At 50.7% G+C, this 25,311-nt stretch carries 22 protein-coding genes and 2 tRNA genes; 20 read left to right on the top strand and 4 right to left on the bottom strand.

Annotated features, from left to right (window positions below; all coding sequences use genetic code 11):
* Positions 1-44: 44 nt before the first annotated feature.
* A complete protein-coding gene (locus ACMP1L_RS13970) occupies positions 45-527 on the bottom strand; it encodes a GNAT family N-acetyltransferase (RefSeq protein ID WP_418453381.1) in 483 nt (160 codons plus the stop codon).
* 130 nt (positions 528-657) lie between these two features.
* Between ACMP1L_RS13970 and ACMP1L_RS13965 the strand changes: the two genes are divergently transcribed.
* Entirely contained in the window at positions 658-1,113 is a 456-nt protein-coding gene (locus tag ACMP1L_RS13965) for a phage holin family protein (protein ID WP_418453380.1), read from the top strand.
* A gap of 651 nt (positions 1,114-1,764) precedes the next feature.
* Here the strand turns inward: ACMP1L_RS13965 and ACMP1L_RS13960 are convergent.
* Positions 1,765-1,836, bottom strand: a tRNA-Arg gene (locus ACMP1L_RS13960).
* Positions 1,837-1,985: 149 nt separating this feature from the next.
* On the opposite strand from ACMP1L_RS13960, the gene ACMP1L_RS13955 reads away from it, so the two are divergent.
* From ACMP1L_RS13955 to ACMP1L_RS13925, 7 genes are all read left to right on the top strand, one after another.
* Positions 1,986-2,957, top strand: coding sequence for a hypothetical protein (locus ACMP1L_RS13955; RefSeq protein ID WP_418453379.1), 972 nt, complete (start codon positions 1,986-1,988; stop codon positions 2,955-2,957).
* A gap of 34 nt (positions 2,958-2,991) precedes the next feature.
* Positions 2,992-4,020 carry a tRNA preQ1(34) S-adenosylmethionine ribosyltransferase-isomerase QueA gene (gene queA, locus ACMP1L_RS13950; RefSeq protein ID WP_118733303.1) on the top strand — a complete coding sequence of 343 codons (1,029 nt, stop codon included), beginning with the start codon at positions 2,992-2,994 and terminating at the stop codon, positions 4,018-4,020.
* Between the two features lie 132 nt (positions 4,021-4,152).
* Positions 4,153-4,926 (top strand): pseudouridine synthase, encoded by a 774-nt coding sequence (locus ACMP1L_RS13945; protein ID WP_373244925.1) that lies wholly within the window; start codon positions 4,153-4,155, stop codon positions 4,924-4,926.
* Positions 4,927-4,949: 23 nt separating this feature from the next.
* Positions 4,950-6,944, top strand: coding sequence for an NAD-dependent DNA ligase LigA (gene ligA, locus ACMP1L_RS13940; protein ID WP_418453377.1), 1,995 nt, complete (start codon positions 4,950-4,952; stop codon positions 6,942-6,944).
* On the top strand, positions 6,934-7,854 hold the full coding sequence (gene metA, locus ACMP1L_RS13935; protein WP_118733268.1) for a homoserine O-acetyltransferase MetA: 921 nt from the start codon (positions 6,934-6,936) through the stop codon (positions 7,852-7,854). The genes ligA and metA overlap by 11 nt, the downstream gene beginning before the upstream one ends.
* 4 nt (positions 7,855-7,858) lie before the next feature.
* Positions 7,859-8,488, top strand: a complete 630-nt coding sequence (locus ACMP1L_RS13930; RefSeq protein ID WP_418453376.1) for a Maf family protein — start codon at positions 7,859-7,861, stop codon at positions 8,486-8,488.
* Positions 8,485-9,336: a GTP pyrophosphokinase gene (locus ACMP1L_RS13925; protein ID WP_118733266.1), complete on the top strand. Its 852-nt coding sequence runs from the start codon at positions 8,485-8,487 to the stop codon at positions 9,334-9,336. The genes ACMP1L_RS13930 and ACMP1L_RS13925 overlap by 4 nt, the downstream gene beginning before the upstream one ends.
* A gap of 114 nt (positions 9,337-9,450) precedes the next feature.
* Here the strand turns inward: ACMP1L_RS13925 and ACMP1L_RS13920 are convergent, their stop codons facing one another.
* Positions 9,451-10,965 (bottom strand): oligosaccharide flippase family protein, encoded by a 1,515-nt coding sequence (locus ACMP1L_RS13920; RefSeq protein WP_418453375.1) that lies wholly within the window; start codon positions 10,963-10,965, stop codon positions 9,451-9,453.
* Positions 10,966-11,036: 71 nt separating this feature from the next.
* Positions 11,037-13,025 carry a fructose-1,6-bisphosphatase gene (locus tag ACMP1L_RS13915; RefSeq protein WP_118733264.1) on the bottom strand — a complete coding sequence of 663 codons (1,989 nt, stop codon included), beginning with the start codon at positions 13,023-13,025 and terminating at the stop codon, positions 11,037-11,039.
* A gap of 248 nt (positions 13,026-13,273) precedes the next feature.
* Between ACMP1L_RS13915 and nifS the strand changes: the two genes are divergently transcribed.
* From nifS to ACMP1L_RS13855, 12 genes are all read left to right on the top strand, one after another.
* Positions 13,274-14,458 (top strand): cysteine desulfurase NifS, encoded by a 1,185-nt coding sequence (gene nifS / locus ACMP1L_RS13910; RefSeq protein ID WP_418453374.1) that lies wholly within the window; start codon positions 13,274-13,276, stop codon positions 14,456-14,458.
* A gap of 31 nt (positions 14,459-14,489) precedes the next feature.
* Complete coding sequence (gene nifU, locus ACMP1L_RS13905) at positions 14,490-14,927, top strand: Fe-S cluster assembly scaffold protein NifU (RefSeq protein ID WP_118733262.1); 438 nt, start codon at positions 14,490-14,492, stop codon at positions 14,925-14,927.
* Positions 14,927-16,018: a tRNA 2-thiouridine(34) synthase MnmA gene (gene mnmA, locus ACMP1L_RS13900; protein WP_373244947.1), complete on the top strand. Its 1,092-nt coding sequence runs from the start codon at positions 14,927-14,929 to the stop codon at positions 16,016-16,018. The genes nifU and mnmA overlap by 1 nt, the downstream gene beginning before the upstream one ends.
* A complete protein-coding gene (locus ACMP1L_RS13895) occupies positions 16,015-17,274 on the top strand; it encodes an N-acetylmuramoyl-L-alanine amidase (RefSeq protein ID WP_418453372.1) in 1,260 nt (419 codons plus the stop codon). Before mnmA ends, ACMP1L_RS13895 begins: the two co-directional genes overlap by 4 nt.
* A 101-nt stretch (positions 17,275-17,375) precedes the next feature.
* Positions 17,376-17,463, top strand: a tRNA-Ser gene (locus ACMP1L_RS13890).
* A gap of 80 nt (positions 17,464-17,543) precedes the next feature.
* Positions 17,544-19,193 (top strand): ABC transporter substrate-binding protein, encoded by a 1,650-nt coding sequence (locus ACMP1L_RS13885; RefSeq protein WP_418453371.1) that lies wholly within the window; start codon positions 17,544-17,546, stop codon positions 19,191-19,193.
* Between the two features lie 91 nt (positions 19,194-19,284).
* Positions 19,285-20,214, top strand: a complete 930-nt coding sequence (locus ACMP1L_RS13880; RefSeq protein ID WP_118530493.1) for an ABC transporter permease — start codon at positions 19,285-19,287, stop codon at positions 20,212-20,214.
* Positions 20,215-20,217: 3 nt separating this feature from the next.
* Complete coding sequence (locus ACMP1L_RS13875; protein WP_118733260.1) at positions 20,218-21,066, top strand: ABC transporter permease; 849 nt, start codon at positions 20,218-20,220, stop codon at positions 21,064-21,066.
* A 13-nt stretch (positions 21,067-21,079) separates the two neighbouring features.
* Positions 21,080-22,093 carry an ABC transporter ATP-binding protein gene (locus ACMP1L_RS13870; RefSeq protein ID WP_418453370.1) on the top strand — a complete coding sequence of 338 codons (1,014 nt, stop codon included), beginning with the start codon at positions 21,080-21,082 and terminating at the stop codon, positions 22,091-22,093.
* Positions 22,090-22,974, top strand: a complete 885-nt coding sequence (locus ACMP1L_RS13865; RefSeq protein ID WP_373244913.1) for an ABC transporter ATP-binding protein — start codon at positions 22,090-22,092, stop codon at positions 22,972-22,974. The genes ACMP1L_RS13870 and ACMP1L_RS13865 overlap by 4 nt, the downstream gene beginning before the upstream one ends.
* The gene (locus ACMP1L_RS13860; protein WP_418453369.1) at positions 22,971-24,050 is read left to right on the top strand and encodes a M42 family metallopeptidase; all 1,080 of its coding nucleotides are present in this window, start codon (positions 22,971-22,973) and stop codon (positions 24,048-24,050) included. Before ACMP1L_RS13865 ends, ACMP1L_RS13860 begins: the two co-directional genes overlap by 4 nt.
* 95 nt (positions 24,051-24,145) lie before the next feature.
* Positions 24,146-25,132, top strand: coding sequence for a diaminopimelate dehydrogenase (locus ACMP1L_RS13855; protein WP_418453368.1), 987 nt, complete (start codon positions 24,146-24,148; stop codon positions 25,130-25,132).
* Positions 25,133-25,311: the final 179 nt, after the last annotated feature.

The following is a 25,311-nucleotide window of genomic DNA, read 5'->3' as shown; positions in this document are numbered from 1 at the left end:
ACCTTCGGACCTTATTGATTATTCTTTAAATTGCAATATTGCGCTCAGAAACTTAACCGCATCTGATACCATGTTACATTGCCATGTACGGAGGCGGACACTCCTTCGTTTACGAAGCCGAATTTTGCGTAATAATGGATCAGTTTATCTTTGCAGGTGAGCACAAGTCCTTTGCGGCCCTGAGCTCTGGCATCTGAGATGGCACGTTGTATTAGGGCTCCGGCATAGCCATGTCTGCGGTACTCCGGGATGGTATTGACGCCGAAGATCATCTGCCAGGTACCGTCTTCCTTATGGAGAGCGGCATGTTCATACATTTCATCGGTCAGGTCAGCCATATCGGTGACCATGCCGTCTACAAAGGCAATGAGTTTATCTTCATCGAACATGAGCCAGAAATGGTTACTGTAATGGGCCAGGCGCTGTTTAAAATCACTGCGGGTGGCAGCCTCAGCGGGTGGGAAGCATTCAGCCTCAACAGCGGTGACTGCATCAAGATCTTCTATGGTGGCGGTTCTGATTAACATAGGGAAAGTCCTCCTGATTTTTTTCTAAAGACAGATGGTATTGTAGCATGATGGCTTTGAAAAATCCAGCCGGCAGTTTCGGCAAACGTGGTTTGGCATGCGAAAGACAAAAAAATAACAAAATGGAATTTTGTCCACTGGTCTGGTTGCCTATCTCAGCGAAAAGTTTGGGGTGACGTTTTACCTTCTGGGATTGCTGTCATGCCTGATGGTGATAGACTATCTTTCTGGCATGGCAGCAAGCGCAGTGGAAGCGTTGGACCATCCAGATGATAAGTCATATAGATGGAGCAGCCGAAAAGGTGCAAAGGGCATTGCCAAAAAGGTGGCGTATCTGTTTGTGATCGCCGTGGCGATGGTTATTGATTATATTATTATTCAGACATCAGATGTTTTAAGATTTACCCTACCGAACACAATACTTTCGCTGCTTGTAACTGTTTGGTATTTATTAAATGAAGCCTTATCAATCACTGAGAATGCTGGCCGCATGGGTGCCCCGGTACCGGGCTGGCTTATGAAGTACATAGCAGCACTGAAAAGCAAGATTGATAATAATAGAGAGAATGGAGACAGCACAGAGTAGAAGAAGGTGATCCAGATATCTCCCGCCAGCAGCCCGGGTGATGGCCGTCATTGCGACGTTGCAACAGGAATTATGTAGAATATTGGCATGAAGTATGATATGATGTAGGAGCTGCCGAACCTCCAGCAGAAAGGAGGTGTGCATCCATGACAGAATTAGTCACCACATTTCTTGTCTCTGTTTTAGCAGGTATAGTTAGCTACTACATATGCAAATGGCTGGACAGAGACAAGTAGGCAGCAACAGCCTAAACGGAGTGGTTCACCGTGACGAACAAGAAAACCCCAGAGGATAGCAGCCTCTGGGGTTTTTGCATCGCATGAGAAATTCACCACATTTCTTAGCTGCTTATATCATATTCTATTTGGGCTAAAAAGTCAATATGTCATAAAAATCATACAATGAAAGAAAAGAGAACAAATTTATGAGAGACATTTCACTTTGTCACCCGCGCCTGCAGAGCATTGCTAGTGACTGGCTTAAAAGCATGCGCCACTGAGGGCATCACTGTATCAATCAGCGAGACTTTGCGCACTGCAGCGGAGCAGAACGCTCTTTATGCTTAGTGCCGCACCAAGCCCGGTATCTTGGATCTGATGGCGCGCTGCAGTATCCGGGTTTAATCCGTTTAAATACTGGGTAAAAGAAAAATGCGTCTGATAGGAATCGAACCTACGCACGCGGCTCCGGAGGCCACTGCTCTATCCACTGAGCTACAGACGCATCTATATCATGATACTATACTTTTTTCGAATTTGCAAGGGGATTTGTTGATTTTTTAGCCTGATTTTGATATGATGTATCTGCTATTTGTATGCAATCAGAATGTGATACAGCAGTGGTAATTTTGAAAAGCTGGAGGATAACATTTTATGAAACATAACTGGAATTTTTTTCAGAATGAAAGTGCAGATGCAGAGAAAAAGGCACTGCTTCCGGTTCTTGTGATTCCGCTTGTAGTCATTGTGCTGATGATCGTGATCGTACTTGCGGATTACGGAAAAAAACGGACAGAGGAATCGGCTGCGGTGACGGAAACGGCAGAAACACAGGAGCAGGAACCGGAGACAATGGCAGAAACCGGTGAATCTGCAGAGACAGAAACCGATACGGCAGCAGAAGCGGAGACAGAAGCTTCAGAAGAAAACGGGGATCCTTACACAACGGAAAATCTGACGCATGACAGTGTGCCGGAAGTCTTAAGTCTGATGAAAAAATATTTTACTGCGCGGGCCAGCGGAGACGCAGACACCATGAATGAGATTTACGGGGTATCCGGTCTTTCCTTTACGGAGTTGGAACATGAGAAGACCAGACTGCGCAGCAATTCCAAGTATGTGCAGGAGTTTGAGAATATCACCACCTATGTGCGTGACGGTGTGACAGCAGACAGCTGGCTGGTTTACGCGCTGGCAGATATTAAGTTCCATTCCGTGAAAACAGCAGCGCCCATGATCATGTGGTGCTATGTAGAGAAAGACAGTGAGGGTAATTTTCATATCATCAACGATGCGGATCTTTCGGAGAATGTGCTCCAGTTTGTGGAGACCTCCAATCATTCGGAGGAGGTGCGGAAGCTGGCATCCAGTGTAAATGTGAAGCTGAAGGAAGCCCTGAATTCCGATGAGGATTTAAACAGTGTTTACGGCGTCCTTCGTGATGGTTCGCCGGTTTATGATGACGGCCAGGAGCCGGAGGTTGTGATCGGTGAGGAAGAATCTTCCGGGAGCGGAGCCGACAGTGTGGAAACTGAGGTGAGTGCGGGCGAAGGGAGCAGCGAAACAGTAACCGAGTCTGCGGCAGAGCCTCAGAGCACAGAGGAAACCGGTGCGGCCGCAAACTAAAACAGAAAAGAAAGAAGATAATACTATGGAAACTATGAATGTAAAAGATTTTTATTTTGATCTGCCTCAGGAACTGATCGCGCAGGATCCGCTGGAGGACCGTTCCTCTTCCCGCCTTCTGGTGCTGGATAAAAACACCGGGGAAATGGAGCATCGCCACTTCCGCGACATCACCGAGTATTTAAGACCGGGGGACTGTCTGGTCATCAACAACACCAAGGTTATTCCGGCACGCCTGTTTGGTGTGAAGGAAGACACCCAGGCCCAAATCGAGGTGCTTCTGTTAAAACGCCGGGAAAATGATATCTGGGAGACGCTGGTAAAGCCTGGTAAAAAATGCCGGCCGGGTACAGTGATCGTTTTCGGTGAAGGCCTGTTAAAGGGCACAGTGATCGATGTGGTAGATGAGGGCAACCGTCTGATCCAGTTTTCCTACGAGGGGATTTTTGAGGAGATCCTGGATCAGCTTGGACAGATGCCGCTTCCGCCGTACATTACCCATCAGTTAAAGGACAAGAACCGTTATCAGACGGTATACGCAGAGCACGACGGCTCTGCGGCAGCACCAACTGCCGGATTGCATTTTACGAAAGAGCTTCTGGCGCAGATCGAGGAGATGGGGGTAAAGATTGCGCATGTAACGCTGCATGTAGGTCTTGGCACGTTCCGTCCGGTCAAGGTAGAGAATGTGCTGGAGCATCATATGCATTCTGAGTTTTATATGGTAGAGGAATCTGAGGCAAAAAAGATCAACGATACCAAGGCAGCAGGCGGCCGCGTTATCTGTGTGGGTACCACCAGCTGCCGTACCATTGAGTCTGCCACCGGAGAGGACGGAATCTTAAAGGCCGGAAGCGGCTGGACCGAGATTTTTATTTATCCGGGTTATAAATTTAAAATCCTGGACTGCCTGATCACGAACTTCCATCTGCCGGAGTCTACTCTGGTGATGCTGGTTTCTGCGCTGGCAGGACGCGAGCATGTACTGCATGCTTATAAGGAGGCAATTAAGGAACGCTACCGTTTCTTTAGTTTTGGTGATGCGATGTTCATTCACGATTAAAGAACCGGGTAAGAGACAGGCTATCTCCCTGGTGGGGGGATAGCCATTTTCGGCTTATGAAACGGTGAAGAGCGTGCTCCGGATGATGGAACATGCACGAATGGAACGGAAAAGCTGCAGAAAGGAACTAATATGGAAGAGATCCGTTTGAATAAATATTTAAGCGAGCAGGGTGTCTGCTCCCGGCGAGAGGCAGACCGTCTTATTGAGGCCGGAAAAGTGACCATCGATGGCCGCAGAGCGGAGATGGGCGAGAAGGTGACCGGTCAGGAAAGGATCATCTGCGATGGAAAACCGGTGGGAAAGGCGGCAGGCAGCAAAAAGGCAAAGCCGGTGCTGCTGGTAGTGAACAAGCCGAGAGGGATTGTGTGTACCACCTCGGATAAGGACCGTGCGCCTAATGTAGTAGATCTGATCCAGTATCCGGCGAGAGTGTATCCGGTGGGACGTCTGGACAAAGACTCCGAAGGGCTTCTGCTCATGACAAATCAGGGCGAGCTGGCTAATGAGATCATGCATGCAGGAAATTTTCATGAGAAAGAATATCTGGTTACTGTGGATCAGCCCTTCAATGCAGCATTTTTAAAGAAGATGCGTGAAGGTGTGGAACTGAAAGAGCTTGGAGTGACGACAAGACCCTGTAAGGTAGAGGCTGCCGGAGTAAAAACCTTCCGGATCATCCTGACGCAGGGCTTAAACCGCCAGATCCGGCGAATGTGCGCAGAGCTGGGCTACCGTGTGGTAACCTTAAAGCGTGTCCGTATCATGAACATCCATCTGGGTAAATTAAATACCGGAGACTTCCGCCGCGCAACACCCAAGGAACTGGAAGAACTGGAGTGGCAGTTAGAGCAGGCACGTCTGGAGCGGGAAGAGGCGGAGCTTTTGGCTGGACAGGACGAGTAAAACAAAACAGGCGGGTGACGAATATGGATCAGAAACAGAATGACAACAGGATTTTGCGCATGAAGGAGCTGCACCGGCAGCTTCTGGCAGCATCACGGGCTTATTATCAGGAGAGTCGTGAGATCATGAGCAACTTTGAATATGACAGACTCTATGACGAACTGCTGGAGCTGGAAAAAGAAACCGGCACTGTTTTAGCCGGAAGCCCGACCCAGAAAGTGGGGTATGAGGTGTTAAGTGAGCTTCCAAAGGAAGCCCATGAGGCGCCGATGCTCTCGCTGGATAAGACGAAGGAAGTACCGGTATTGCAGGAGTGGCTGGGAAGTCAGAAGGGCCTGCTCTCCTGGAAACTGGACGGCCTGACCATTGTACTCACTTATGAGGGTGGAGAGCTGGTCAAGGCTGTTACTCGCGGCAACGGTGAGATTGGTGAGGTGATTACCAACAATGCCAGGGTGTTTTCCAATGTGCCGCTTCGTATCCCCTATCAGGGACAGCTGATCCTGCGGGGAGAGGCGATCATCAAATATTCGGACTTTGCCCGCATCAATGAAGAAATCGAGGATGTGGACGCAAAATATAAAAACCCGAGAAATTTATGCAGCGGATCGGTGCGCCAGTTAAACAATGAGATCACCGCAAAGCGCAGCGTAAATTTTGAAGCGTTTATGCTGGTGCGTGCCGTGAACCCGGAGGTGGATTTCCACAATTCCAGAAAAGAGCAGTTTGAGTGGTTAAAGACCCAGGGCTTTGATGTGGTAGAGTACAGGAAAGTTACTGCAGCGACCCTGCCGGATGCAGTAGCAGAGTTTGCGGAAGCCATCCAGAGTTACGATATTCCGTCAGACGGCCTGGTGCTTCTGATGGACGATATTGCCTACGGTGATGCCCTTGGACGCACGGCAAAATTTCCACGAAATTCCATTGCCTTCAAGTGGGCAGATGAAATCCGGGAGACCACGCTTCGGAAAATCGAGTGGAGCGCATCAAGAACCGGGCTTATCAATCCGGTGGCAATTTTTGATCCGGTGGAGCTGGAGGGAACCACGGTGAGCCGTGCCAGCGTCCACAACATCAGCATCATGGAGGCCATGAAGCTGGGTGAGGGAGATATCATTACGGTCTATAAGGCGAACATGATCATCCCGCAGATTGCGGAAAACCTGACCTGCAGCGGCAATATCGTGATTCCGGAATTCTGTCCGGTCTGCGGTGGTAAGACCCAGATCCGGCAGATGAATGACGTTAAGTCTCTGTACTGTACAAACCCGGACTGCCAGGCAAAGAAAATCAAAAGCTTTTCTCTGTTAGTCAGCCGGGATGCTTTAAACATCGACGGACTTTCGGAGGCAACGCTGGAAAAGTTTATTGCAGCCGGTTTCATTCACAGCTATGCGGATATGTTTCATCTGGACCGTCATAAGGAAGCGATTATTTCCATGGATGGTTTTGGAGAAAAATCGTATGAAAATCTGATGGCAGCGGTTAAAAAAGCCTCCCACACCAACCTGGTGCGCGTGGTATATGGCATTGGCGTGGCGGGGATTGGCCTGGCAAATGCCAAGATGCTGTGCCGCTCTTTTGACTACGATTTTGAAAAGATGCGTCACGCTACGGCAGAAGAGCTGACTGCGGTGGATGGCATTGGTGCTGTTCTGGCCGATGCCTGGATCGCATATTTTGCTTCGGTGAAGAATCGGGAGGCTGTGGACGGACTGTTGGCAGAGCTTACCATTCAGAATGAGTCAGAGAATACCGAAGCAGCCATTTTTGCCGGTATGACCTTTGTCATCACCGGTTCGGTCGAGCATTTTGCCAACCGTAAGGAGCTGCAGGCGGCCATAGAGGCCCGGGGCGGCAAGGCTACCGGTTCAGTCACTGCAAAGACCACATATCTGATCAACAACGATTTGACATCCAATTCGTCAAAGAATAAAAAAGCGAAAGAACTGGGAATCCCGATTATCTCTGAGCAGGATTTCCTGAACATGATGGGAGAAGAAAACAATGCCGATTAAAGTACAAAATGATCTGCCGGCCAGAGCCATTCTGGAGTCGGAGAATATCTTTGTGATGGATGAAAACCGTGCGATGAGCCAGGATATCCGTCCGCTGCAGATTTTGATCTTAAATCTGATGCCGATCAAGGAAGATACGGAGACCCAGCTTCTGCGTGCACTTTCCAATACACCGCTGCAGGTGGACTGTACGTTTCTGATGCTGTCGACCCACGTATCCAAGAATACCTCAGCCAGTCATTTAAATAAGTTTTATGTTACCTTTGATGAAATCCGCCGCCGGAAATTCGATGGCATGATCATCACCGGAGCGCCGGTGGAGAACATGGAATTCGAGGAGGTGAACTACTGGGATGAGCTGACAACCATCATGGAGTGGAGCAAGACCCATGTGCATTCGACTCTGCATATCTGCTGGGGAGCACAGGCGGGCCTGTATTATCATTACGGAATTCCGAAATATAAGCGGGAGAAAAAGCTGGCCGGAATTTACCGCCATAAGATCTTAAACCGCAAGATCCCGCTGGTGCGCAGCATGGATGATTATGTGATGGCACCACATTCCCGTTATACAGAGGTGCGCCGTAAAGATATTGAGAAGCATCCGGAGCTGATCATTGCGGCAGAATCTCAGGAGGCAGGTATCTTTCTGGTGCTCAATGACACCGGAAGCCAGATCTTTGTGCAGGGACATCCGGAGTATGACCGCATGACCTTAAACAACGAGTACCATCGTGATCTGAATAAGGGGCTTCATCCGGAGCTTCCGTGCAATTACTATGAAGACAATGATCCATTCAACATTCCGGTTCTGTCCTGGAGAAACACCTCCAATACGCTGTACGCGAACTGGCTGAACTTCTATGTATACCAGACCACAGATTACATTCTGACGGTGGATGAGGAGTAAAAATATGGATCAGACAACAGAAAACAGATTTCCGCGCGTGATCCTTGCATCGGCTTCTCCGCGCCGTCTGGATCTTTTGCGCCAGGTGGGCATTGAGCCGGAGATAGAGCCGAGCCATGTGGAGGAAGTCATCACCAGCACAGTACCGGATCAGGTGGTGATGGAGCTTTCCAGACAGAAAGCGGAGGATATCGCAGCCCTGCATACAGGGGAAGATGCTATTGTGATCGGCGCAGATACTGTGGTGGCTTACGATGGAAAAATTCTTGGAAAGCCAAAGGATGAGGCAGATGCGATCCGCATGATCCGTTCCTTTCAGGGAAAAGTACATCAGGTATATACAGGGGTTACCCTGGTGTTTTGTGGAAAAGCAGCAGAAAACGCGGCTGAACAGTGGGAAACCATCACCTTCGCAGAAAAAACCGAGGTGTTTGTCTGCTCCATGACAGAGCAGCAGATTGAGGACTATGTCAAGACCGGAGAGCCCATGGATAAGGCCGGGGCTTATGGAATTCAGGGCCGGTTTGCGGTCTGGGTAAAAGGAATTTCCGGAGATTATAACAATGTGGTTGGCCTTCCGTTAGGCCGTGTATGCCGGGAACTTCTTGGAATTTCCCGACAGGAGAATGTATGATCAAGAAAAAAGATTTTCTGAAAGAATATAATATTGAAAAAGAAACACTGAAAAAAACAGGAATGAAATGGGAAGAACTGAATTCCATCTACGACAGCTACTGCCGTCTGGAGCCTCAGCTCAAGAAAATTGGTAAGGATTTTGTCAATGACTATCTGTATGATATTGAGAAAGCAGGCATCCATTCTTATCGTTACCGGACCAAGAAAGCAGGGCATCTGCTGGAGAAGATCATCCGAAAAAAGAGCGAACAGCCGGATCAGTACAAGTATATCAACCGGAAGAATTACTATAAATACATGACAGATCTGATAGGAATCCGGGTGTTTTTCCTTTACCGTGAGGATTGGATCTATTTTCACAATTACATTACGTCTGTGTTTGAAAATGATCCGGCAAACTATATCGAAGACCGTATCCTGGATTTTGATGATGATCCGGAGCACTATTACATTGCGGAGCGGCCGAAGGTGTACCGTCGTACCGGTGATACCCGTATCTACGATAAAAAACTCATCGACATCAAATCGGATGGTATTTACCGATCTCTTCACTATATCATCAAATATAAGGGCTATTACGTGGAAATCCAGGGAAGAACTTTGTTTGAAGAAGGCTGGAGCGAGATCGATCACGATATTGTGTATCCGTACTACCAGGATGACGAAATGCTTTCCGACTTTTCTACGCTCTTAAACCGACTGGCCGGCATGGCCGATGAGATGAGCTCCTATTTCCGCCGTATTAAGCAGCAGCGGCAGGAGCAGCTGGAAAAGGAGCAGGCGGAGAAGGAAGCGCAGAAGAGGATGGAAAAAGAAGAACAGAAAAAGATGGAATTTACCAGCTGAGCTTCAGGTGAAGATAAGTTTGAGTGAATATAGGACAAATCGGCAGGGCTGTTGCAAAATTGTCCCCCTATGCGAAATACTCTGGGGGCAATTTTGCGACAGCCCTTTTTCTTTTTATTTCCTCAGAATGTGCGCATACAGAAGCAGTACACCGTAACAGGATGACAAGACCAGGATCTGCCCAGAGGTTTTGAAAAACAGCGGCATGGTGCCGGAGGGTGTGGGCAGGAATCCAGCTATAAAATAGTGGATGCCGGTGGCGAGAAATAAAAAGAAAGCAGGTTTTGCGATCATATCACGGGCATTCCAGGTGAAGGGGATCCGCCGCTTTAAGGACCACAGGTGTGCCAGAGCCAGGAATATCTCGCTGATCAGCATGCCGCAGAGATAACCGTAGATTCCGAAAAGCGGGATACCTGCTACAACAAAGACAAGCCGCAGGAGCATGGCGGCAACACTTTGCAGAAAGGTGGTGCGGGTGCAGCCCAGGCCGTTTAAGATGCTGCCCATGGTGGCGGCCAGATAGAGAAAGGGACAGAGCCATGCCAGAATCTGCATACAGTGTCCGGCCTGTTCTTCTTTGAATACGCTGATACCTAGTGGACATCCGAACAGTACAAAGATGCCGATGCAGAGGATCCCCATGTAGAGACTGTAGCGCAGCGCCATGGAAACACTTCCGGAAATACTTTCTGTGCGGCCTTCAGCCTGATCCTTTGCCACGCTGGGGAGCAGAAGGACGGCAATGGAGTTGGTGATGGCAGAGGGAAACAGGATGAAGGGCAGGGCCATGCCGGTGAGAATGCCGTAAACGGAAAATGCCTCAGCATCGCTTAAGCCTGACATCTGCAGGCGGTTGGGGATCCAGACAGCCTCGGCGCCAGCCAGGAGATTTAAAATCAGGCGGTTTCCCATGAGGGGGAGCGCCAGGGTCATGAGGGGCATGAGACAGGAACTCTCTTCTGCCCGCTCCATGTTTCGGCCCTGGGGCGGAAACAGCCCCAGGCACAGCAGGTTAAAGGATGCCGCTCCGATCTCTCCGATCAGATGACCGTAAACAGCCAGCCGTACGGTGATCTCTGTGCCCTCTGCCGCCCATTTCCCGGCGATCAGGAAAACCAGGCTCATGCGGACGACCTGCTCGGCCACCTGGGAAAATGCGGGAACCCGGGATCTTTGGGCACCGTAGCAGTAGCCGTTGGCACAGGCGTGAAACGAAGCAAAGGGCAGGGAAAGCCCCATGATCGGAAGATACGGCGCACAACGCGGTTCTATGAGAATATGGGAGGCAATCCAGGCCGGATACTGGCAGATCAGAAAGGCGAGAATGCCAGAGAGCACCATGGAGATAGTAAGGCCGGTGCGAAAGACTTTTCGCCCCTGGCTTTCATGGGCAGCTATGTACTGGGAAAGGGCAGTCTGGATGGAGCCGCCGCAGAGGGCAAAGCAGATGCCGTAGACTGGATGTACCATATTGTAGATGCCGAGCCCCTCGGCTCCGATGGTACGGGAAAGAAAAATACGGTAGAAAAAGCCCAGGAGGCGGCAGAGAAAGCCGGCAGCGGTGAGCAGCAGCGTGCCGGTGAGAAAGGCGCGTTTTTTTTCGGAAAGATCGGAACAGAACAACATAAAAGCAGCCCCCGGCCGGAAATCTTATTACAGGATATGAGATTCCGGCCGGAATCAGAACTGGCTTAGATTTAGTTTTTCACATAACGTTCCACCAGAAGTCCGCTGTGGTATGCCATAAGAAGCTGCTCGAGATCCGCAATCTTCTCCCGGAGCACAGCACCGGTGTCGGTGTCACCTACCAGCTTTCTGCGGTCGGCATGGCGGACGATGACACTGTCGGAGTGGATATCAATCTCACGCTCAATTGCTGCTTCGGTGGATTCGAACGGCTCCAGGGCCGAAAGGATCAGACCGTAGGAGTTATAGGTCAGCGTGTATCCGGCAATACCGGTCTCTTTCTGGTAGGCCTTGGAAAAGCCGCCGTCGATGACCAGAATTTTGCCGCCGCATTTGACAGGACTCTCGCCATTTTTGGAACGGACCGGAACATGACCGTTGATGATGTGGCTTCCGGTTTCCGGAAGACCGAACTCCGTAAGGATATGGTTGACTACGGATTCGTCTTCCAGATAGCGGTAGTATGGATTCTTTTTTTCTGTGTGTGTTTCTTTTTCAGCCAGGAAGTAGCGCTCGAACGTAGCCATTTTGTCCTTGCCAAAAAGCGGTGAGTCTTTATTCAGCCAGATGTACCACATGATATCCCGGCCAAGACGTTTTTCGCGATCGGAAACGCCCATGAAAGCTTTGCGGATGTAGCTTTCCAGAATATCATAGAGCGCCCTGCCGTGGAAGCAGGAACCATTGATCTCGATTTCCTGGAAGCTTCCGTCTGCGTTTAACGGAATGCAGCCATGGTAGAGAAGATTTCCGTTGTAAATCTTATACAGACTTCCCTTGGCCAGCAGGAATCTGACATGCTGCTGAAGCTTTTCACAGTTCAGAAAGGCCTTACTTAAGCGGTCCATAATATCAGCCTCGATCGGGGTGTAGGCATAAGGATCTTTTGGGTCGATAGTGGGGAAGTTGTTGTCTAACAGGGTGTAGGTGTGCGGCACCAGATTGCCGTTCTCGTCCGGCATATCCATGGTGATCGTACCATGCTCGTAATCGATGCGATGCAGGAGATTGCGCTGCTCCATGTGGTATTCCGGGTGCTCCTTGATGAGCTGGCCTTCAGCCTTAAACTGGATGATAGAGATTGCCTTGTGCATCTTTAAGTTGACCTCAACCTCGTACTGGTTCAGTTCATTGGAACCCTTTAACTTAAAGCAGGTGCAGGGATCATCCTTGTAGGTATTTAAGGCGAAGGTGGCAAGCGGCAGCAGATTGATGCCGTATCCATCCTCTAAGATATCCAGGTTGCCGTAGCGGGCGCAGATACGGATGACGTTGGCAATGCAGCCAGGCTGGCCTGCGGCAGCACCCATCCACAGAACATCGTGGTTTCCCCACTGGATATCTACGGAGTGATAGTCCATCAGCTTGTCCATGATCTTGTGAGGACCAGGGCCTCGGTCGAAGATGTCGCCTACAATATGTAAGTGGTCGATGACGAGACGCTGGATCAGCTGGCTCATGGCGATGATGCATTCCCGGCCGCGGCCAACGTGGATGATCGTGTTGACGATGGCGTTGTAATAGGAAGCTTTATCGACGCTGTCGTCTTTTTCGGTGATCAGCTCTTCCAGAACGTAGGCAAAATCCGGCGGCATGGCTTTGCGGACCTTGGAGCGGGTGTATTTACTGGCCGCGCGCTTACAGATCTCAATGAGACGGTAGAGGGTGATGCGGAACCACTCATCCTTGTCCTCGGTTACCTTTAAGATCTGGTCCATTTTTTCTCTCGGATAATAGATCAGTGTGGCAAGGGTGCGCTTGTCCTGATGGGACAGGGTATTTCCGAATACTTCGTTGACTTTGCGCCGCACAGATCCGGAACCGTTCTTGAGTACATGGGCGAATGCTTCATCTTCCCCGTGAATGTCGGTAAGAAAGTGTTCTGTTCCCTTCGGGAGGTTTAAGATCGCCTCCATGTTGATGACTTCGGTAGAGGCGGATGCGATGGTTGGATACAGGTCAGCAAGCCGCTCTAAATAACGGATTTCCGGGTAGTTCATATAAACCCTCCTTGTGAAAAATCATAATATAGATTAGTATGATTATACCACAGATACGCTCTAAAACAGGATTTCTGGTTGTACTTTTTCGGGAAATCGATAAAAATTTTCATAAATTTGTTAATTCCTATTGAAATACTATGAAATGAAGATTATAATAAGGATTGTCATGAAGAAAGGCTGGCTGGCTGCGTGCGCGGACGGCCGGATATCATCATCGTAATTTTTCCAGAAAGGTGGATCTATATATGAAGAAAACAATCTATTTGGATAATGCGGCAACAACCAAGACCAGACCGGAAGTAGTTGAGGCTATGCTTCCATATTTTGCGGAGTTTTATGGCAACCCGTCCTCTATCTACAGCTTCTCTGATGAGCCGAAGAAGGCAGTTGCGGCAGGCCGTGAGGCTATTGCAAAGTCCATCGGCGCAAAGACAAACGAGCTGTATTTCACCGGCGGCGGCAGCGAGTCTGACAACTGGGCATTAAAGGCAACCGCAGAGGCTTACAAGAGCAAGGGAAACCATATCATTACCAGCAAGATCGAGCACCATGCCATTCTGCATACCTGTGAGTGGCTGGAGAACCATGGCTTCGAGGTTTCTTATATCGATGTAGACGAGAACGGCGTTCTGAAATTAGATGAGCTGAAGAAGGCTATCCGCCCGACTACCATTCTCATTTCCGTTATGTTTGCAAACAACGAGATCGGAACCATCCAGCCGATCAAAGAGATTGGCGAGATCGCAAAGGAGCACGGCATTCTGTTCCACACCGATGCCGTACAGGCATATGGACATGTGCCGATCAACGTAGATGATTTACACATCGACATGATGAGTGCCAGCGGCCACAAGATCAACGGACCGAAGGGGATTGGCTTCCTTTACATCCGCACCGGTGTGAAGATCCGTTCCTTCATCCATGGCGGTGCACAGGAGCGCAAACGCCGTGCAGGTACCGAGAACGTTCCGGGTATCGTAGGCTTTGGCAAGGCAGCGGAGATTGCTGCTGCAAACATGGAAGAGCGCATCAAATACGAGAGCGAGCTGCGTGACTATCTGATGGATCGCGTTATCGCTGAGATCCCATACGCACGCATCAATGGCAGACGCGAGAACCGTCTTCCGAACAACGCAAACTTCTCCTTCCAGTTCATCGAGGGTGAGTCCATGCTGATCATGCTTGACGATAAGGGAATCTGCGGTTCCAGCGGCTCTGCATGTACTTCCGGTTCCCTGGATCCGTCTCATGTGCTTCTGGCTATCGGACTTCCTCACGAGATCGCGCATGGTTCCCTGCGCTTAACCTTAAGTGAAGAGACCACCAAGGAGGACATTGACTACACCGTTGACAACTTAAAAGCAATCGTGGCAAGACTGCGCAGCATGTCCCCGTTGTATGAGGATTTTATCAAGCATCAGGCAAAGTAATTGGTTTTCATAAGAAAAGGAGATAAACACTATGTATTCAGATAAAGTTATGGATCATTTCCAGCATCCGAGAAATGTCGGTGAGATTGAGAATGCCAGTGGTGTCGGCACGGTCGGCAACGCAAAATGCGGCGATATCATGAGAATCTACCTTGACATCGACGACAACGGTATCATCCGGGACTGTAAGTTCAAAACCTTCGGCTGCGGCGCAGCAGTTGCAACGAGCAGCATGGCTACCGAGATGGTTAAGGGCAAAACCATTCAGGAAGCCCTGGAAGTAACCAACAAAGCCGTTATGGAGGCCCTGGACGGACTTCCGCCGGTGAAGGTGCATTGTTCCTTACTGGCAGAGGAAGCCATTCATGCAGCTCTGTGGGATTACGCTGAGAAGAACGGCATCAAGATCGAAGGTCTGGAGAAGCCGAAGTCTGACATCAGCGAAGAGGAAGAGGAAGAAGAGTATTGATTCAGGCAGAAAATAAAAAGAAGGTAGTAGTTGGAATGTCAGGCGGCGTCGATTCATCGGTTGCCGCCTGGCTTTTAAAGAAACAGGGGTATGACGTTATTGGCGTCACCATGCAGATCTGGCAGGATGAAGAGGAGACCGCGCAGCAGGAAAACGGAGGCTGTTGTGGTCTTTCTGCCGTTGATGACGCAAGACGTGTTGCATGGCAGCTGGAGATCCCCTATTATGTCATGAACTTTAAAAAGGAGTTCAGGGACAATGTCATGGACTATTTTGTGGGCGAGTATTTATGCGGGCGGACTCCGAATCCCTGTATTGCCTGCAACCGCTATGTAAAGTGGGAGTCCCTGTTAAAGCGAAGCCTCGACATTGGGGCAGATTATATTGCTACCGGTCATTATGCGCGGGTAGAGCAGCTGCCAAACGGCAGATATTCCTTAAAGAAATCTGCTACTGCGGCAAAGGATCAGACCTATGCGCTGTACAATCTGACCCAGGAGCAGCTTTCCCATACGCTTATGCCGGTGGGCGAGTACACGAAAGACCAGATCCGTCAGATCGCGGAGGATATCGGCCTGCAGGTGGCCCACAAGGCAGACAGCCAGGAAATCTGTTTTATTCCAGACAATGACTATGCCGGATTTATTGAGCGCGAGGCAGAAAATGTGCCGGGACCTGGCAATTTTGTGACGGCAGACGGCACGGTCATCGGCCGTCATGAGGGTATCACCCATTATACCATTGGCCAGAGAAAGGGCTTAAACCTTGCCATGGGGCATCCGGTATTCGTGACGGAGATCCGGCCGGAAACCAACGAGGTTGTTATTGGTGAGGCAGGCGATGTGTTCACGGATTCCCTGGTCTGCAACAAGTTAAACTGGATGGCCGTTGACGGCCTGCACGGAAAGCCCATGGAGGTAAGTGCCAAGATCCGCTACAGCCACAAGGGGGCGCCCTGCGTCATTGAAGAAATTGGTGAAGATCTGGTGCAGTGCCGGTTCTCAGAGCCGGTCCGGGCGGTAACCCCGGGACAGGCTGTGGTATTTTACGATGGAGACTATGTTGTAGGGGGAGGAACCATCATCCGATGAAAAAAAGAAGTGTATTACTTGGGGCGGCAGCGGCGGTTATGCTTATGACAGCCGGGTGTCAGTCAAAATATGAGAAAGTAGACGTGTCGGGAACCGCAGCAGAAACTGTGGCCCAGGTCAGAACAGATGCAGCAGCTCAGGCAGGGACAGATGCGACCGGTCAGGACGCACCGGACCAGACAGCCGGAATCAGTGAGAAAAAGGCAGAACGGACAACAGAGTCAGCACCGACTATGGAAACGCGGGATGAGATCGTGTATGTGAAAGCAACGACCTTAAACCTGCGGGTTTCTCCGGCACCGGGCACAGAGGTGATCGCAGCTCCTGCAAACGGAACTGCGCTGAAACGCACCGGTGACAACGGAACCTGGAGCCGGGTGGAATACGAGGGAAAGACCTGCTATGCGGCGTCTGGCTATCTTACAACAGAAAAGCCGGCAGAAACGGCTGCAGCCTCCGGCCAGAATGCAGAGGCAGGCAGTTCAGCATCTGCTTCCCAGAGTGCAGGTGAGGTGGGCCTGAATATGGACTGGAAGTACGCTTCCATGTCGAAGATCAACAGTGGCAAGGCTGTGCTCTACCGCTCTGAGGCGGCATCCCGTAAGAATAAAGTAGTCTGCGTCAATGCCGGTCACGGAACCAAGGGCGGCAGCAGTGTGAAGACCCAGTGCCATCCGGACGGAACTCCGAAGGTGACCAGCGGAACCACCAGCGCCGGTGCCACCACAGCGGTAGCTGTATCCGGCGGCATGACCTTTGCGGACGGAACCCCGGAGGCGAAGGTAACCCTGTCTATGGCCAGGGTATTAAAAGATAAGCTTCTGGCCCGCGGTTATGATGTACTGATGATCCGCGAGAGTGATGATGTCCAGCTGGACAACGTGGCCCGTACTGTGCTGGCAAATAACCTAGCAGACTGCCACATTGCTCTGCATTGGGATTCCACAAAAAGCAACAAGGGCGCCTTTTATATGAGTGTTCCCAATGTGGCATCCTACCGCGCCATGGAGCCGGTGGCTTCCCACTGGCAGCAGCATAATGCCCTGGGTGAGAGCCTTGTGGCAGGTCTGAAGAATGCAGGCGTGAAGATTTTCTCCGGCGGCAGCATGGAGATGGATCTGACCCAGACTTCCTACTCCACAATTCCTTCGATTGATATCGAGCTGGGAGACGGCGCTTCCGACCATTCCGCGTCAACCCTGGATCAGCTGGGAACCGGCCTGGCAGACGGAGTGGATGCTTATTTTGGAAAGTAATAATTCCTTTAAAAATAGAGACAGAGATATTTACAACCGGCCATTTTTCGTGTATAATACATGAGTTACTGTGTTACAGTGTTACAGTACAGGTGACAAATGGAGATATACCCAAGTGGCTGAAGGGTCCGCACTCGAAATGCGGTAGGTCGGGCAACCGGCGCGAGAGTTCAAATCTCTCTATCTCCGTAAAGCAACCGGAATTCCCCGGATCTCCGGGAGTTCCGGTTTTTTGTTTCATCATAGTTCTACAAGAGAGGAGAAATATTATGAGAAAGAAATTTTTAACGGCTCTGGTATCCGCCAGTGTTGCAGCCCTGGCTTTAAGCGGCTGCGGAGGCAAGACTTCTGAGAGTACCGCAGCAGCAGATCAGAACAGCGCTGCAGCAGAAAGCAGTTCTGAGAGCGCAGGCGGGGAGGGCGCAAAGAAGGTGCTGCGTTTTGGCCAGGCAAACGCAGGAGATGGTCTGGATATGCAGACCTCTACCAGTTCCAGAGCGGCATCCATCGCAGATGAGGTAACGGAGAGCCTGCTTCGCTTTGACGATGATAACAACGAGGAGCCGGTGCTGATCACCGATTTTCCAACAGTTTCTGACGACGGGCTGACCTACAGCTTTGAGTTAAAGCAGGGCGTACACTTCACCAACGGCACCGAGCTGACCAGTAAGGATGTCAAATTCACCTTTGAGCGTATGTTTACTCCGGCTACCGCAGCAAAGAGCACTGCTTACTTCAACATGATCAAAGGCGCACAGGATATGCTGGCAGGAAATGCCACCGAGCTGGCCGGCTTTGAGATCGTGGATGATTATCACTTCAACATCACGCTCGAGTATCCATTTGCACCGTTTGTAAAGAACATTGGTACCTCCTACGCAGATATCTTCCCGGAGGACGCATGTACCGCAGCCGGTGAGAACTGGGGCCTTGGCACCGATCTGATCGGTACCGGTCCGTACAAGATTGCAGAAAACGATGATACCACCCAGGTTGTTCTTGTAAAGAATGAGGATTACCACGGCGGTGAGGTAAACTTAGACGAGCTGGATATCATCTTCTACGATGATGACCAGACCAAGCTGATCGCATACGAGAATGGTGATATTGACCTGGCAGACTTAAATGCAAGCCTGTTAAGCCAGTACGAGACAAACTATGCAGATGAGATCACCGCTTACCATCCGCTTGGTACCTCCTTTATCTCCATGAACTTAAAGGGTCAGTACTTAAGTGATGTGAACGTAAGAAAGGCTATCTCTCTGGCCATCAACCGTGAGGAGCTGGTCAGCGCAGTGTTAAACGGAGCAGGTATTCCGGCTACCTCTTACTTAAATAACGGCATTCCTGGACATGACGATTCTCTTTCTGTATACGAGTATGATCCGGAGCAGGCAAAGGCACTCCTGGCAGAGGCCGGTTACGCAGACGGCTTCACGATCAACGCAGAGGTCCGTCAGGCTGACCAGGCTGTATTTTCCGCCATTCAGGGTTATCTGGCTGAGGTTGGCATCAACATGGAGCTGACTGTGGTCGATAACGCAACCTACAACTCTGACAGAACCGCAGGAAAGATCCCGATGACCGGCACTACCTGGAATGCGCTGTATCCGGATGGAGATTTCCAGATGTACAACTACTTCTATTCCAACAGATCTGACGCACAGGGTGTATTCTACAAGAACGAAGATTTTGACAAGCTCCTGGATGAGGCAAGAAAGTCTACCGACGAGACTGCTCGTGCAGATATGTACAAAGAGGCAGATAAGATCCTGTCCCAGGAAGATTACGCATGCATCCCGCTGTATTATCCGCAGTCCCAGTTCATCGCAAAACCGTATGTGAAGAACTACAAGGTGGGCAACCTGATCTATCATTTCTGGAATGTGGATGTAGATACCGCAGCACAGAATCAGTAAGTGAAATCAAAAAGCGCTCCGGCGCGTGGGAGTCCGGCATGCCGGACTCCCTTTTCTGTTTCAATCACTTAAAAACAAAGGAGGAGATCGCTTGATCCGATATATCATAAAGCGGGCGGCCCTGGCTGTCGGCATTATTTTTTCCATCTCCCTGATCACATTTTTTATCCTGAATGTGATCCCGGGTGACCCGGTAGCGGCAATGCTGGGTGAGTTTGCGGATGCAGACAAGATCGCTCAGGTGAAGGCACAGATGGGACTCGACACCCCGCTTCCGGTCCAGTATTTCAACTGGCTGAAAGATCTTCTGCACGGAGACATGGGAACCAGTTATTTTCAGAAAAAACCGGTTATTACCCTGATCCTGCAGGCATTCCATTACACGGTCATCATGGCTACTGCAGCGTACATCGTGGCGCTGATCGTGGGGCTGACTACCGGCATTCTGGCGGCTGTTTACCATGACCGTCCGCTGGATAGGATTCTCATGAGTCTTTCCGCCCTGGGAATTTCTGCCCCATCGTTCTGGGTAGCAATCATTCTTCAGATTTATGTAGGACTGCGTTTTGACATTTTTCCGGTATCCGGCGTAAAGAGTCCGATCGGCTATGTGCTTCCGTCTGCGGCCCTGGGTGTGCGCTATGCGGCATCTATTGCCCGCATTACCCGTGCCAGCATGCTGGAGGTGACCGGTCAGGATTTTGTCAAGACTGCTTACGCAAAGGGCCTGTATTCCTGGCGCATCATCCTGATCCATATTTTCCAGAATGCTCTGGTACCGATTATCACCGTGATCGGTACGGATATCGGCGCACTCCTGACCGGTTCCATGATCACCGAGAACGTGTTCAACATTCCTGGAATTGGTAAGCTTTTGATCGATGCCATCCACCGCAGGGATATTCCGCTGGTGCAGGGCGGCGTGATCTATGTGGCGGCAATCTGTGTCCTGATCTACTTTATCGTGGATATTCTGTACGCGGTCATCAACCCGAACATCCGCCTGACGAAAGGAGAATAGCTGATGAGAAAAAAGAATTATTATTCCGAGAGCTTAAAGCTGTTCTGGAAAAACAAGCTGGCGGTGCTGTCTCTCCTGATCCTGGTGATCCTGACCGTATCTGCGATCCTGGCACCGGCTCTCACTCCATATGACCCGAATAAGCAGGTACTGGCAGACAAGCTGCTGTTTCCAAGCGCTGAGCATCTGTTTGGTACCGATGAATTTGGCCGTGATATTCTGACACGCTGTCTCTACGGCTGCCGGGTATCCTTAAGCGTCGGCCTGGTCTCCCAGCTGATCGCCTCTGTGATCGGCTATTTTATGGGTGTGTGCGCCGGTTATTTCGGGAAGAAGGTAGACGATGTGATTTCTTTTCTGATCCAGGTGTTTTCCAGCTTCCCGGCGCTGCTGTTTGCCATGGCCCTCATGTATGCATTGGGATCCGGCCTTATGAATCTGTATCTGACTCTGGGATTTTTATCCTGGGCCAATACGGCCCGGCTGATCCGCGGCACAGTCCTGCAGCTCAAGGAGCAGGAATATATTCAGGCTTGCCGAATTGACGGCGGAAGCAGCCTGCGCATTATTTTAAAGCACTTATTCCCAAACTGTATCCCAATGCTGATCGTGTCCTGTACCCTGGGCATCCCGTCCGCGATCCTGACTGAGGCCAGCTTAAGCTATCTGGGACTTGGCGTGCCGAGCCCGACCGCAAGCTGGGGCTCCATGATCTCCGGCGCCCAGACCTTCATCCGTACCAACACCTACTACAGCCTGTTTCCGGGACTCTGCATCATTCTCACCGTGATCGCCTTCAATACCCTGGGCGATGGCCTGCGGGATGTGCTGGATCCGAAACTCCGCAAATAGAAAGGAAGACGACATGGAAAACGAAAACATTCTTATAATGAAAGATCTGGATGTGCGGCTGTTTACCGACCGCGGCGAGCTTCCGGTCATCGACCGTTTAAGTCTTACACTGAAAGCGGGGGAAACCCTTGGCATCGTGGGTGAGAGTGGCTGCGGAAAGAGTATGCTGGCTTCTGCCATCATGGGACTGGTGGCTCATCCGGGAAAGGTGACCGGAGGCAGTATTCAGTTTGAGGGACAGGAACTGGTGGGCATGAAAAAAAAGGATCTGCGCAGGATCCGGGGAACCGGTATCTCCATGATCTTCCAGGAGCCAATGACCAGCTTAAACCCGCTGATGACCTGCGGACGCCAGATTGTGGAGACCATTACCTCCCATGAGAAAATGAATAAGGCAGAGGCAAAGAAGCGTGCTCTTGCCATGATCCGTTCCGTTGGCATTGCTCGCCCGGAAAAGGTGTTTTCCGAGGTTCCGGCTCAGCTTTCCGGCGGTATGCGCCAGCGCATCATGATTGCCATGGCGCTGATCTGCAGACCGAGGCTGCTAATCTGTGACGAGCCGACCACGGCGCTGGATGTTACGGTGCAGGCCCAGATCCTGGGACTGATCCGCCGTCTGCAGAAGGAGACCGGCACATCGGTTATCTTCATCAGTCATGATATGGGCGTCATCTCCCAGATGGCAGACCGCGTTGCAGTCATGTATGCGGGCCAGCTGGTAGAGTACGCCGAAGGGGAAAAAATCTTTACGGAGCCGGAACACCCCTATACCCAGGGACTGCAGGCAGCCATCCCGCGTCTTGATGAAGAAAAAGACACCCTGCTCAGCATTCCGGGCAATGTACCGATGCTTTATGATCTGCCAAAGGGCTGTATCTTTTCCCCGCGCTGTGCCCATGCAACTGAGCAGTGCAGAAATGAACGCCCGGAGCTCGTGGAAAACAGCGGTCATCTGGTGCGGTGCTTTTTGTATGAGGACAATAAAAAACACACTGAGAGTCAAAGCAAGGGAGGAGCGCAGGCATGAGTGAGACGATCCTTCAGGTAAAGAATTTAAAGAAATATTATATGGTGGGAAGAAAGGGACTGTTCGGGGAAAAGGAATATGTAAAATCCGTGGACGGCGTCAGCTTTACCCTGCACCGCGGTGAGACGCTGGCCATTGTAGGCGAGAGCGGCTGCGGAAAATCCACCACCGTGAAATCCCTGATCCGCGTGACGGAGCCGACTTCCGGTGAGGTCATCTTAAAGGGACAGGATTTCCTGAAATTGAAGGGCGAGGAGCTGAAAAAAGCCCGCAGAAATATCAAGATGATCTTTCAGGATCCCTACAGCTCTTTAAATCCGCGTATGACGGTGCGGGATATCATCGGGGAACCGGTGGATATCGAGCACTGCTATAAGACAGAGGAAGAGCGGGAAAAACTGATCCTGGACACCATGGAGCTGGTCGGACTGAACCGGGACTTTGCGGACCGCTATCCGCATGAGTTTTCCGGCGGACAGCGCCAGCGGATCGGCATTGCCCGGGCCATCATCTTAAAGCCGGAGATCATCATCTGCGATGAGCCGGTGTCCGCGCTGGATGTATCCGTGCAGGCGAAGATCATCAATCTGTTAAAGGAGCTTCAGCAGAAGTTAAATATTTCCTATATTTTCATCTCTCACGATCTTGGTGTGGTCAAGCACATTGCAGATCGTGTGATGGTCATGTATCGTGGCCATGTGGTGGAAGAGGGAACCAGAGATGAGATATTTTCCCATCCGAAGCACGACTACACAAAGCTGCTTTTAGGCAGTATTCCGAAGATCGGAGAAAAAATGGATTTTGAAGCATTTGATTCTTCCTATCAGGCGTGCTATGATGAACTGGAAAATGGGAATGAAAACGGAGGAGAGAAGGAATGAAACTGGACAGAAAGCAGATTGAAGCGGATTTCCGCACCCTGATCGGACCGCTGTGTGACGCAGTGGGACCTTCCGGGTTTGAGGATGAAGTGGCAGATCTGTTAAGAAAAGAGCTGGCAGATTGTGACGTAGAGCTTTCTGATGACGTGATGGGAAACCTCATTGCGTATAAGAAGGGAAATAAAAAGGGCAGCGTGCTGATCGCAGCCCATATGGATGAGATCGGACTCATCATCCGCCACATCGACAGCAAAGGATTTTTGTGGGTAGAGACTCTGGGCGGTATCGCGCCGCAGCAGTTTTTCGGCAAGCACGTGATCATTAAGACGGAGACCGGACATGTGGACGGCATTGTGCAGTCCCTGCATCCGGGACGTCCGGACCGCTGCTCTGAAATGCCGAAATCCGCACAGGAGTTTTACATTGAAGTGGGCGCGGAAAGCCGCGAGGAAGTATATGAGATGGGAATCGAGGAAGGAAATTCCGTCTCTATCTGCTATCCGGTGATCTTCCTTGGAAAACACCGGATTGGCGCAAAGGCATTAGATGACCGGGCACTGGTATTTATTCTGTTAGAGGTATTAAAGCTCTTAAAGGATGATGCGGATGTACCGGATATCTATGGCCTGTTTTCCACCCAGGAAGAGGTGGGAGCCCGCGGCGCCATTGCGGCAGCCACCCGCTTAAAACCGGATGTAGCCCTGGCGCTTGACATGAGCCTGGCTGTGGACATTCCGGGGGTTTCCGAGAGCCGCTACATCAATGAACTGGGCCGCGGCACGTCCATCAAGGTGATGGATAAGCTGAGCGCCGGCGTTGGCGGTATCCTGGCAAACCGGGATCTTGTCCGTGAAATGAAGAAGATCGCAAAGGCACACGATATCCCCTACCAGATCGAGGCCTATGCGGCAGGCGCTACCGACGCAAGCTTTATGCAGACCTTAAACGGCGGCATCAAGAGCGGCGGCATCCAGATCCCGATGCGTTATGTGCATTCCTATGAGGTCTGCGATATCCGCGATGTGGTGGACAGTGTAGAACTTCTTTACTGGTATGTAAAGGACGCACAGATCTAAGACGCAGGAGAATATTACAGGGTATCACGAGAAAAGCCAGAACGGGACCGTTAAAAAATGGCCCCTGAATATACACAATAAAGGAGAACAAAGTTATGAGCATCAGAGTTGGTATTTTAGGTTACGGCAATCTGGGAAAAGGTGTTGAGAGCGCCATTGCCCAGAACGATGACATGGAGCTGAAGGCAGTCTTCACCCGCAGAAATCCGGAGAACGTAAAGGTTCGCACCGCAGGCGTAAAGGTTCTGCAGGCAGATGAGCTGTCCCATATGCAGGACGAGCTGGATGTGCTGATCCTCTGCGGCGGAAGCGCAACCGATCTTCCGGTTCAGACTCCGCAGTACGCTTCCATGTACAACGTGGTAGACAGCTTCGACACCCATGCAAGAATTCCGGAACATTTTGCGGCAGTGGACGCAGCAGCAAAGAAGGCAGGCAAGGTCAGCCTGATTTCCTGCGGCTGGGATCCGGGCATGTTTTCTTTAAACCGCCTGTACGCAAACTGCGTGCTGCCGGAAGGCAAGGATTACACCTTCTGGGGTAAGGGCGTGAGCCAGGGACATTCTGACGCAGTACGCCGCATCGAGGGTGTAAAAGACTGCAGACAGTACACCATCCCGGTAGAGAAGGCTGTAGAGGCAGTCAGAAGCGGTTCCAATCCGGAGCTGACCACCAGAGAGAAGCATACCAGAGAATGCTTCGTAGTAGCTGAGAAAGGCGCAGATCTGGCTAAGATTGAGAACGAGATCAAGACCATGCCGAACTACTTCTCTGATTATGATACTACCGTTCACTTCATCACCGAGGAAGAGATGAAGCGTGACCACAGCGGACTGCCGCACGGCGGCATGGTCATCCGTACCGGCGTTACCGGAATGGAGAAAGAGCACAAGCATGTGATCGAGTACAGCTTAAAGCTGGATTCCAACCCGGAGTTCACCGGCTCCGTGATCGTGTCTTACGCAAGAGCAGTCAGCCGCATGAACAAAGAGGGCATGAGCGGATGCAAGACCGTATTTGATGTGGCACCGGCTTACCTGTCCCCGAAGAGCGCGGAAGAACTGCGGGCACATATGCTCTAATAAAAATTTGAGTTACAAAGCTGAATAAAGGTCCGGAAGTGAAAGAGACCGCCTTCCTACTATTTTCACATATCGTTGTTTGCTTGCTCTCGCTAACACGCGTTCGCCTGTGTCGGATTAACATCCGCCACATTCGGACGTGTGTGCTCAAGATGCAAACACCTGATATGCTGAAAATC

The sequence above is a fragment of the Ventrimonas sp. genome, assembly GCF_048380235.1.
GTDB lineage: Bacteria > Bacillota > Clostridia > Lachnospirales > Lachnospiraceae > Brotaphodocola.
The sequence above is the reverse complement of the archived record's forward strand: the minus strand, read 5'-3'. Positions and strand labels throughout refer to the sequence as shown.

What these genes read in the sequence shown, in the direction of transcription:
- ACMP1L_RS13930 (WP_418453376.1), top strand. Translation starts at nt 7,859, where the DNA reads ATGGATCAGACAACAGAAAACAGATTTCCGCGCGTGATCCTTGCATCG.
- ACMP1L_RS13920 (WP_418453375.1), bottom strand. Translation starts at nt 10,965, where the DNA reads ATGTTGTTCTGTTCCGATCTTTCCGAAAAAAAACGCGCCTTTCTCACC.
- ACMP1L_RS13865 (WP_373244913.1), top strand. Translation starts at nt 22,090, where the DNA reads ATGAGTGAGACGATCCTTCAGGTAAAGAATTTAAAGAAATATTATATG.
- queA (WP_118733303.1), top strand. Translation starts at nt 2,992, where the DNA reads ATGAATGTAAAAGATTTTTATTTTGATCTGCCTCAGGAACTGATCGCG.
- ACMP1L_RS13855 (WP_418453368.1), top strand. Translation starts at nt 24,146, where the DNA reads ATGAGCATCAGAGTTGGTATTTTAGGTTACGGCAATCTGGGAAAAGGT.
- ACMP1L_RS13955 (WP_418453379.1), top strand. Translation starts at nt 1,986, where the DNA reads ATGAAACATAACTGGAATTTTTTTCAGAATGAAAGTGCAGATGCAGAG.
- ACMP1L_RS13870 (WP_418453370.1), top strand. Translation starts at nt 21,080, where the DNA reads ATGGAAAACGAAAACATTCTTATAATGAAAGATCTGGATGTGCGGCTG.
- ACMP1L_RS13875 (WP_118733260.1), top strand. Translation starts at nt 20,218, where the DNA reads ATGAGAAAAAAGAATTATTATTCCGAGAGCTTAAAGCTGTTCTGGAAA.
- ACMP1L_RS13885 (WP_418453371.1), top strand. Translation starts at nt 17,544, where the DNA reads ATGAGAAAGAAATTTTTAACGGCTCTGGTATCCGCCAGTGTTGCAGCC.
- nifS (WP_418453374.1), top strand. Translation starts at nt 13,274, where the DNA reads ATGAAGAAAACAATCTATTTGGATAATGCGGCAACAACCAAGACCAGA.
- ACMP1L_RS13895 (WP_418453372.1), top strand. Translation starts at nt 16,015, where the DNA reads ATGAAAAAAAGAAGTGTATTACTTGGGGCGGCAGCGGCGGTTATGCTT.
- nifU (WP_118733262.1), top strand. Translation starts at nt 14,490, where the DNA reads ATGTATTCAGATAAAGTTATGGATCATTTCCAGCATCCGAGAAATGTC.
- ACMP1L_RS13925 (WP_118733266.1), top strand. Translation starts at nt 8,485, where the DNA reads ATGATCAAGAAAAAAGATTTTCTGAAAGAATATAATATTGAAAAAGAA.
- ACMP1L_RS13860 (WP_418453369.1), top strand. Translation starts at nt 22,971, where the DNA reads ATGAAACTGGACAGAAAGCAGATTGAAGCGGATTTCCGCACCCTGATC.
- ligA (WP_418453377.1), top strand. Translation starts at nt 4,950, where the DNA reads ATGGATCAGAAACAGAATGACAACAGGATTTTGCGCATGAAGGAGCTG.
- metA (WP_118733268.1), top strand. Translation starts at nt 6,934, where the DNA reads ATGCCGATTAAAGTACAAAATGATCTGCCGGCCAGAGCCATTCTGGAG.
- ACMP1L_RS13970 (WP_418453381.1), bottom strand. Translation starts at nt 527, where the DNA reads ATGTTAATCAGAACCGCCACCATAGAAGATCTTGATGCAGTCACCGCT.
- ACMP1L_RS13945 (WP_373244925.1), top strand. Translation starts at nt 4,153, where the DNA reads ATGGAAGAGATCCGTTTGAATAAATATTTAAGCGAGCAGGGTGTCTGC.
- ACMP1L_RS13915 (WP_118733264.1), bottom strand. Translation starts at nt 13,025, where the DNA reads ATGAACTACCCGGAAATCCGTTATTTAGAGCGGCTTGCTGACCTGTAT.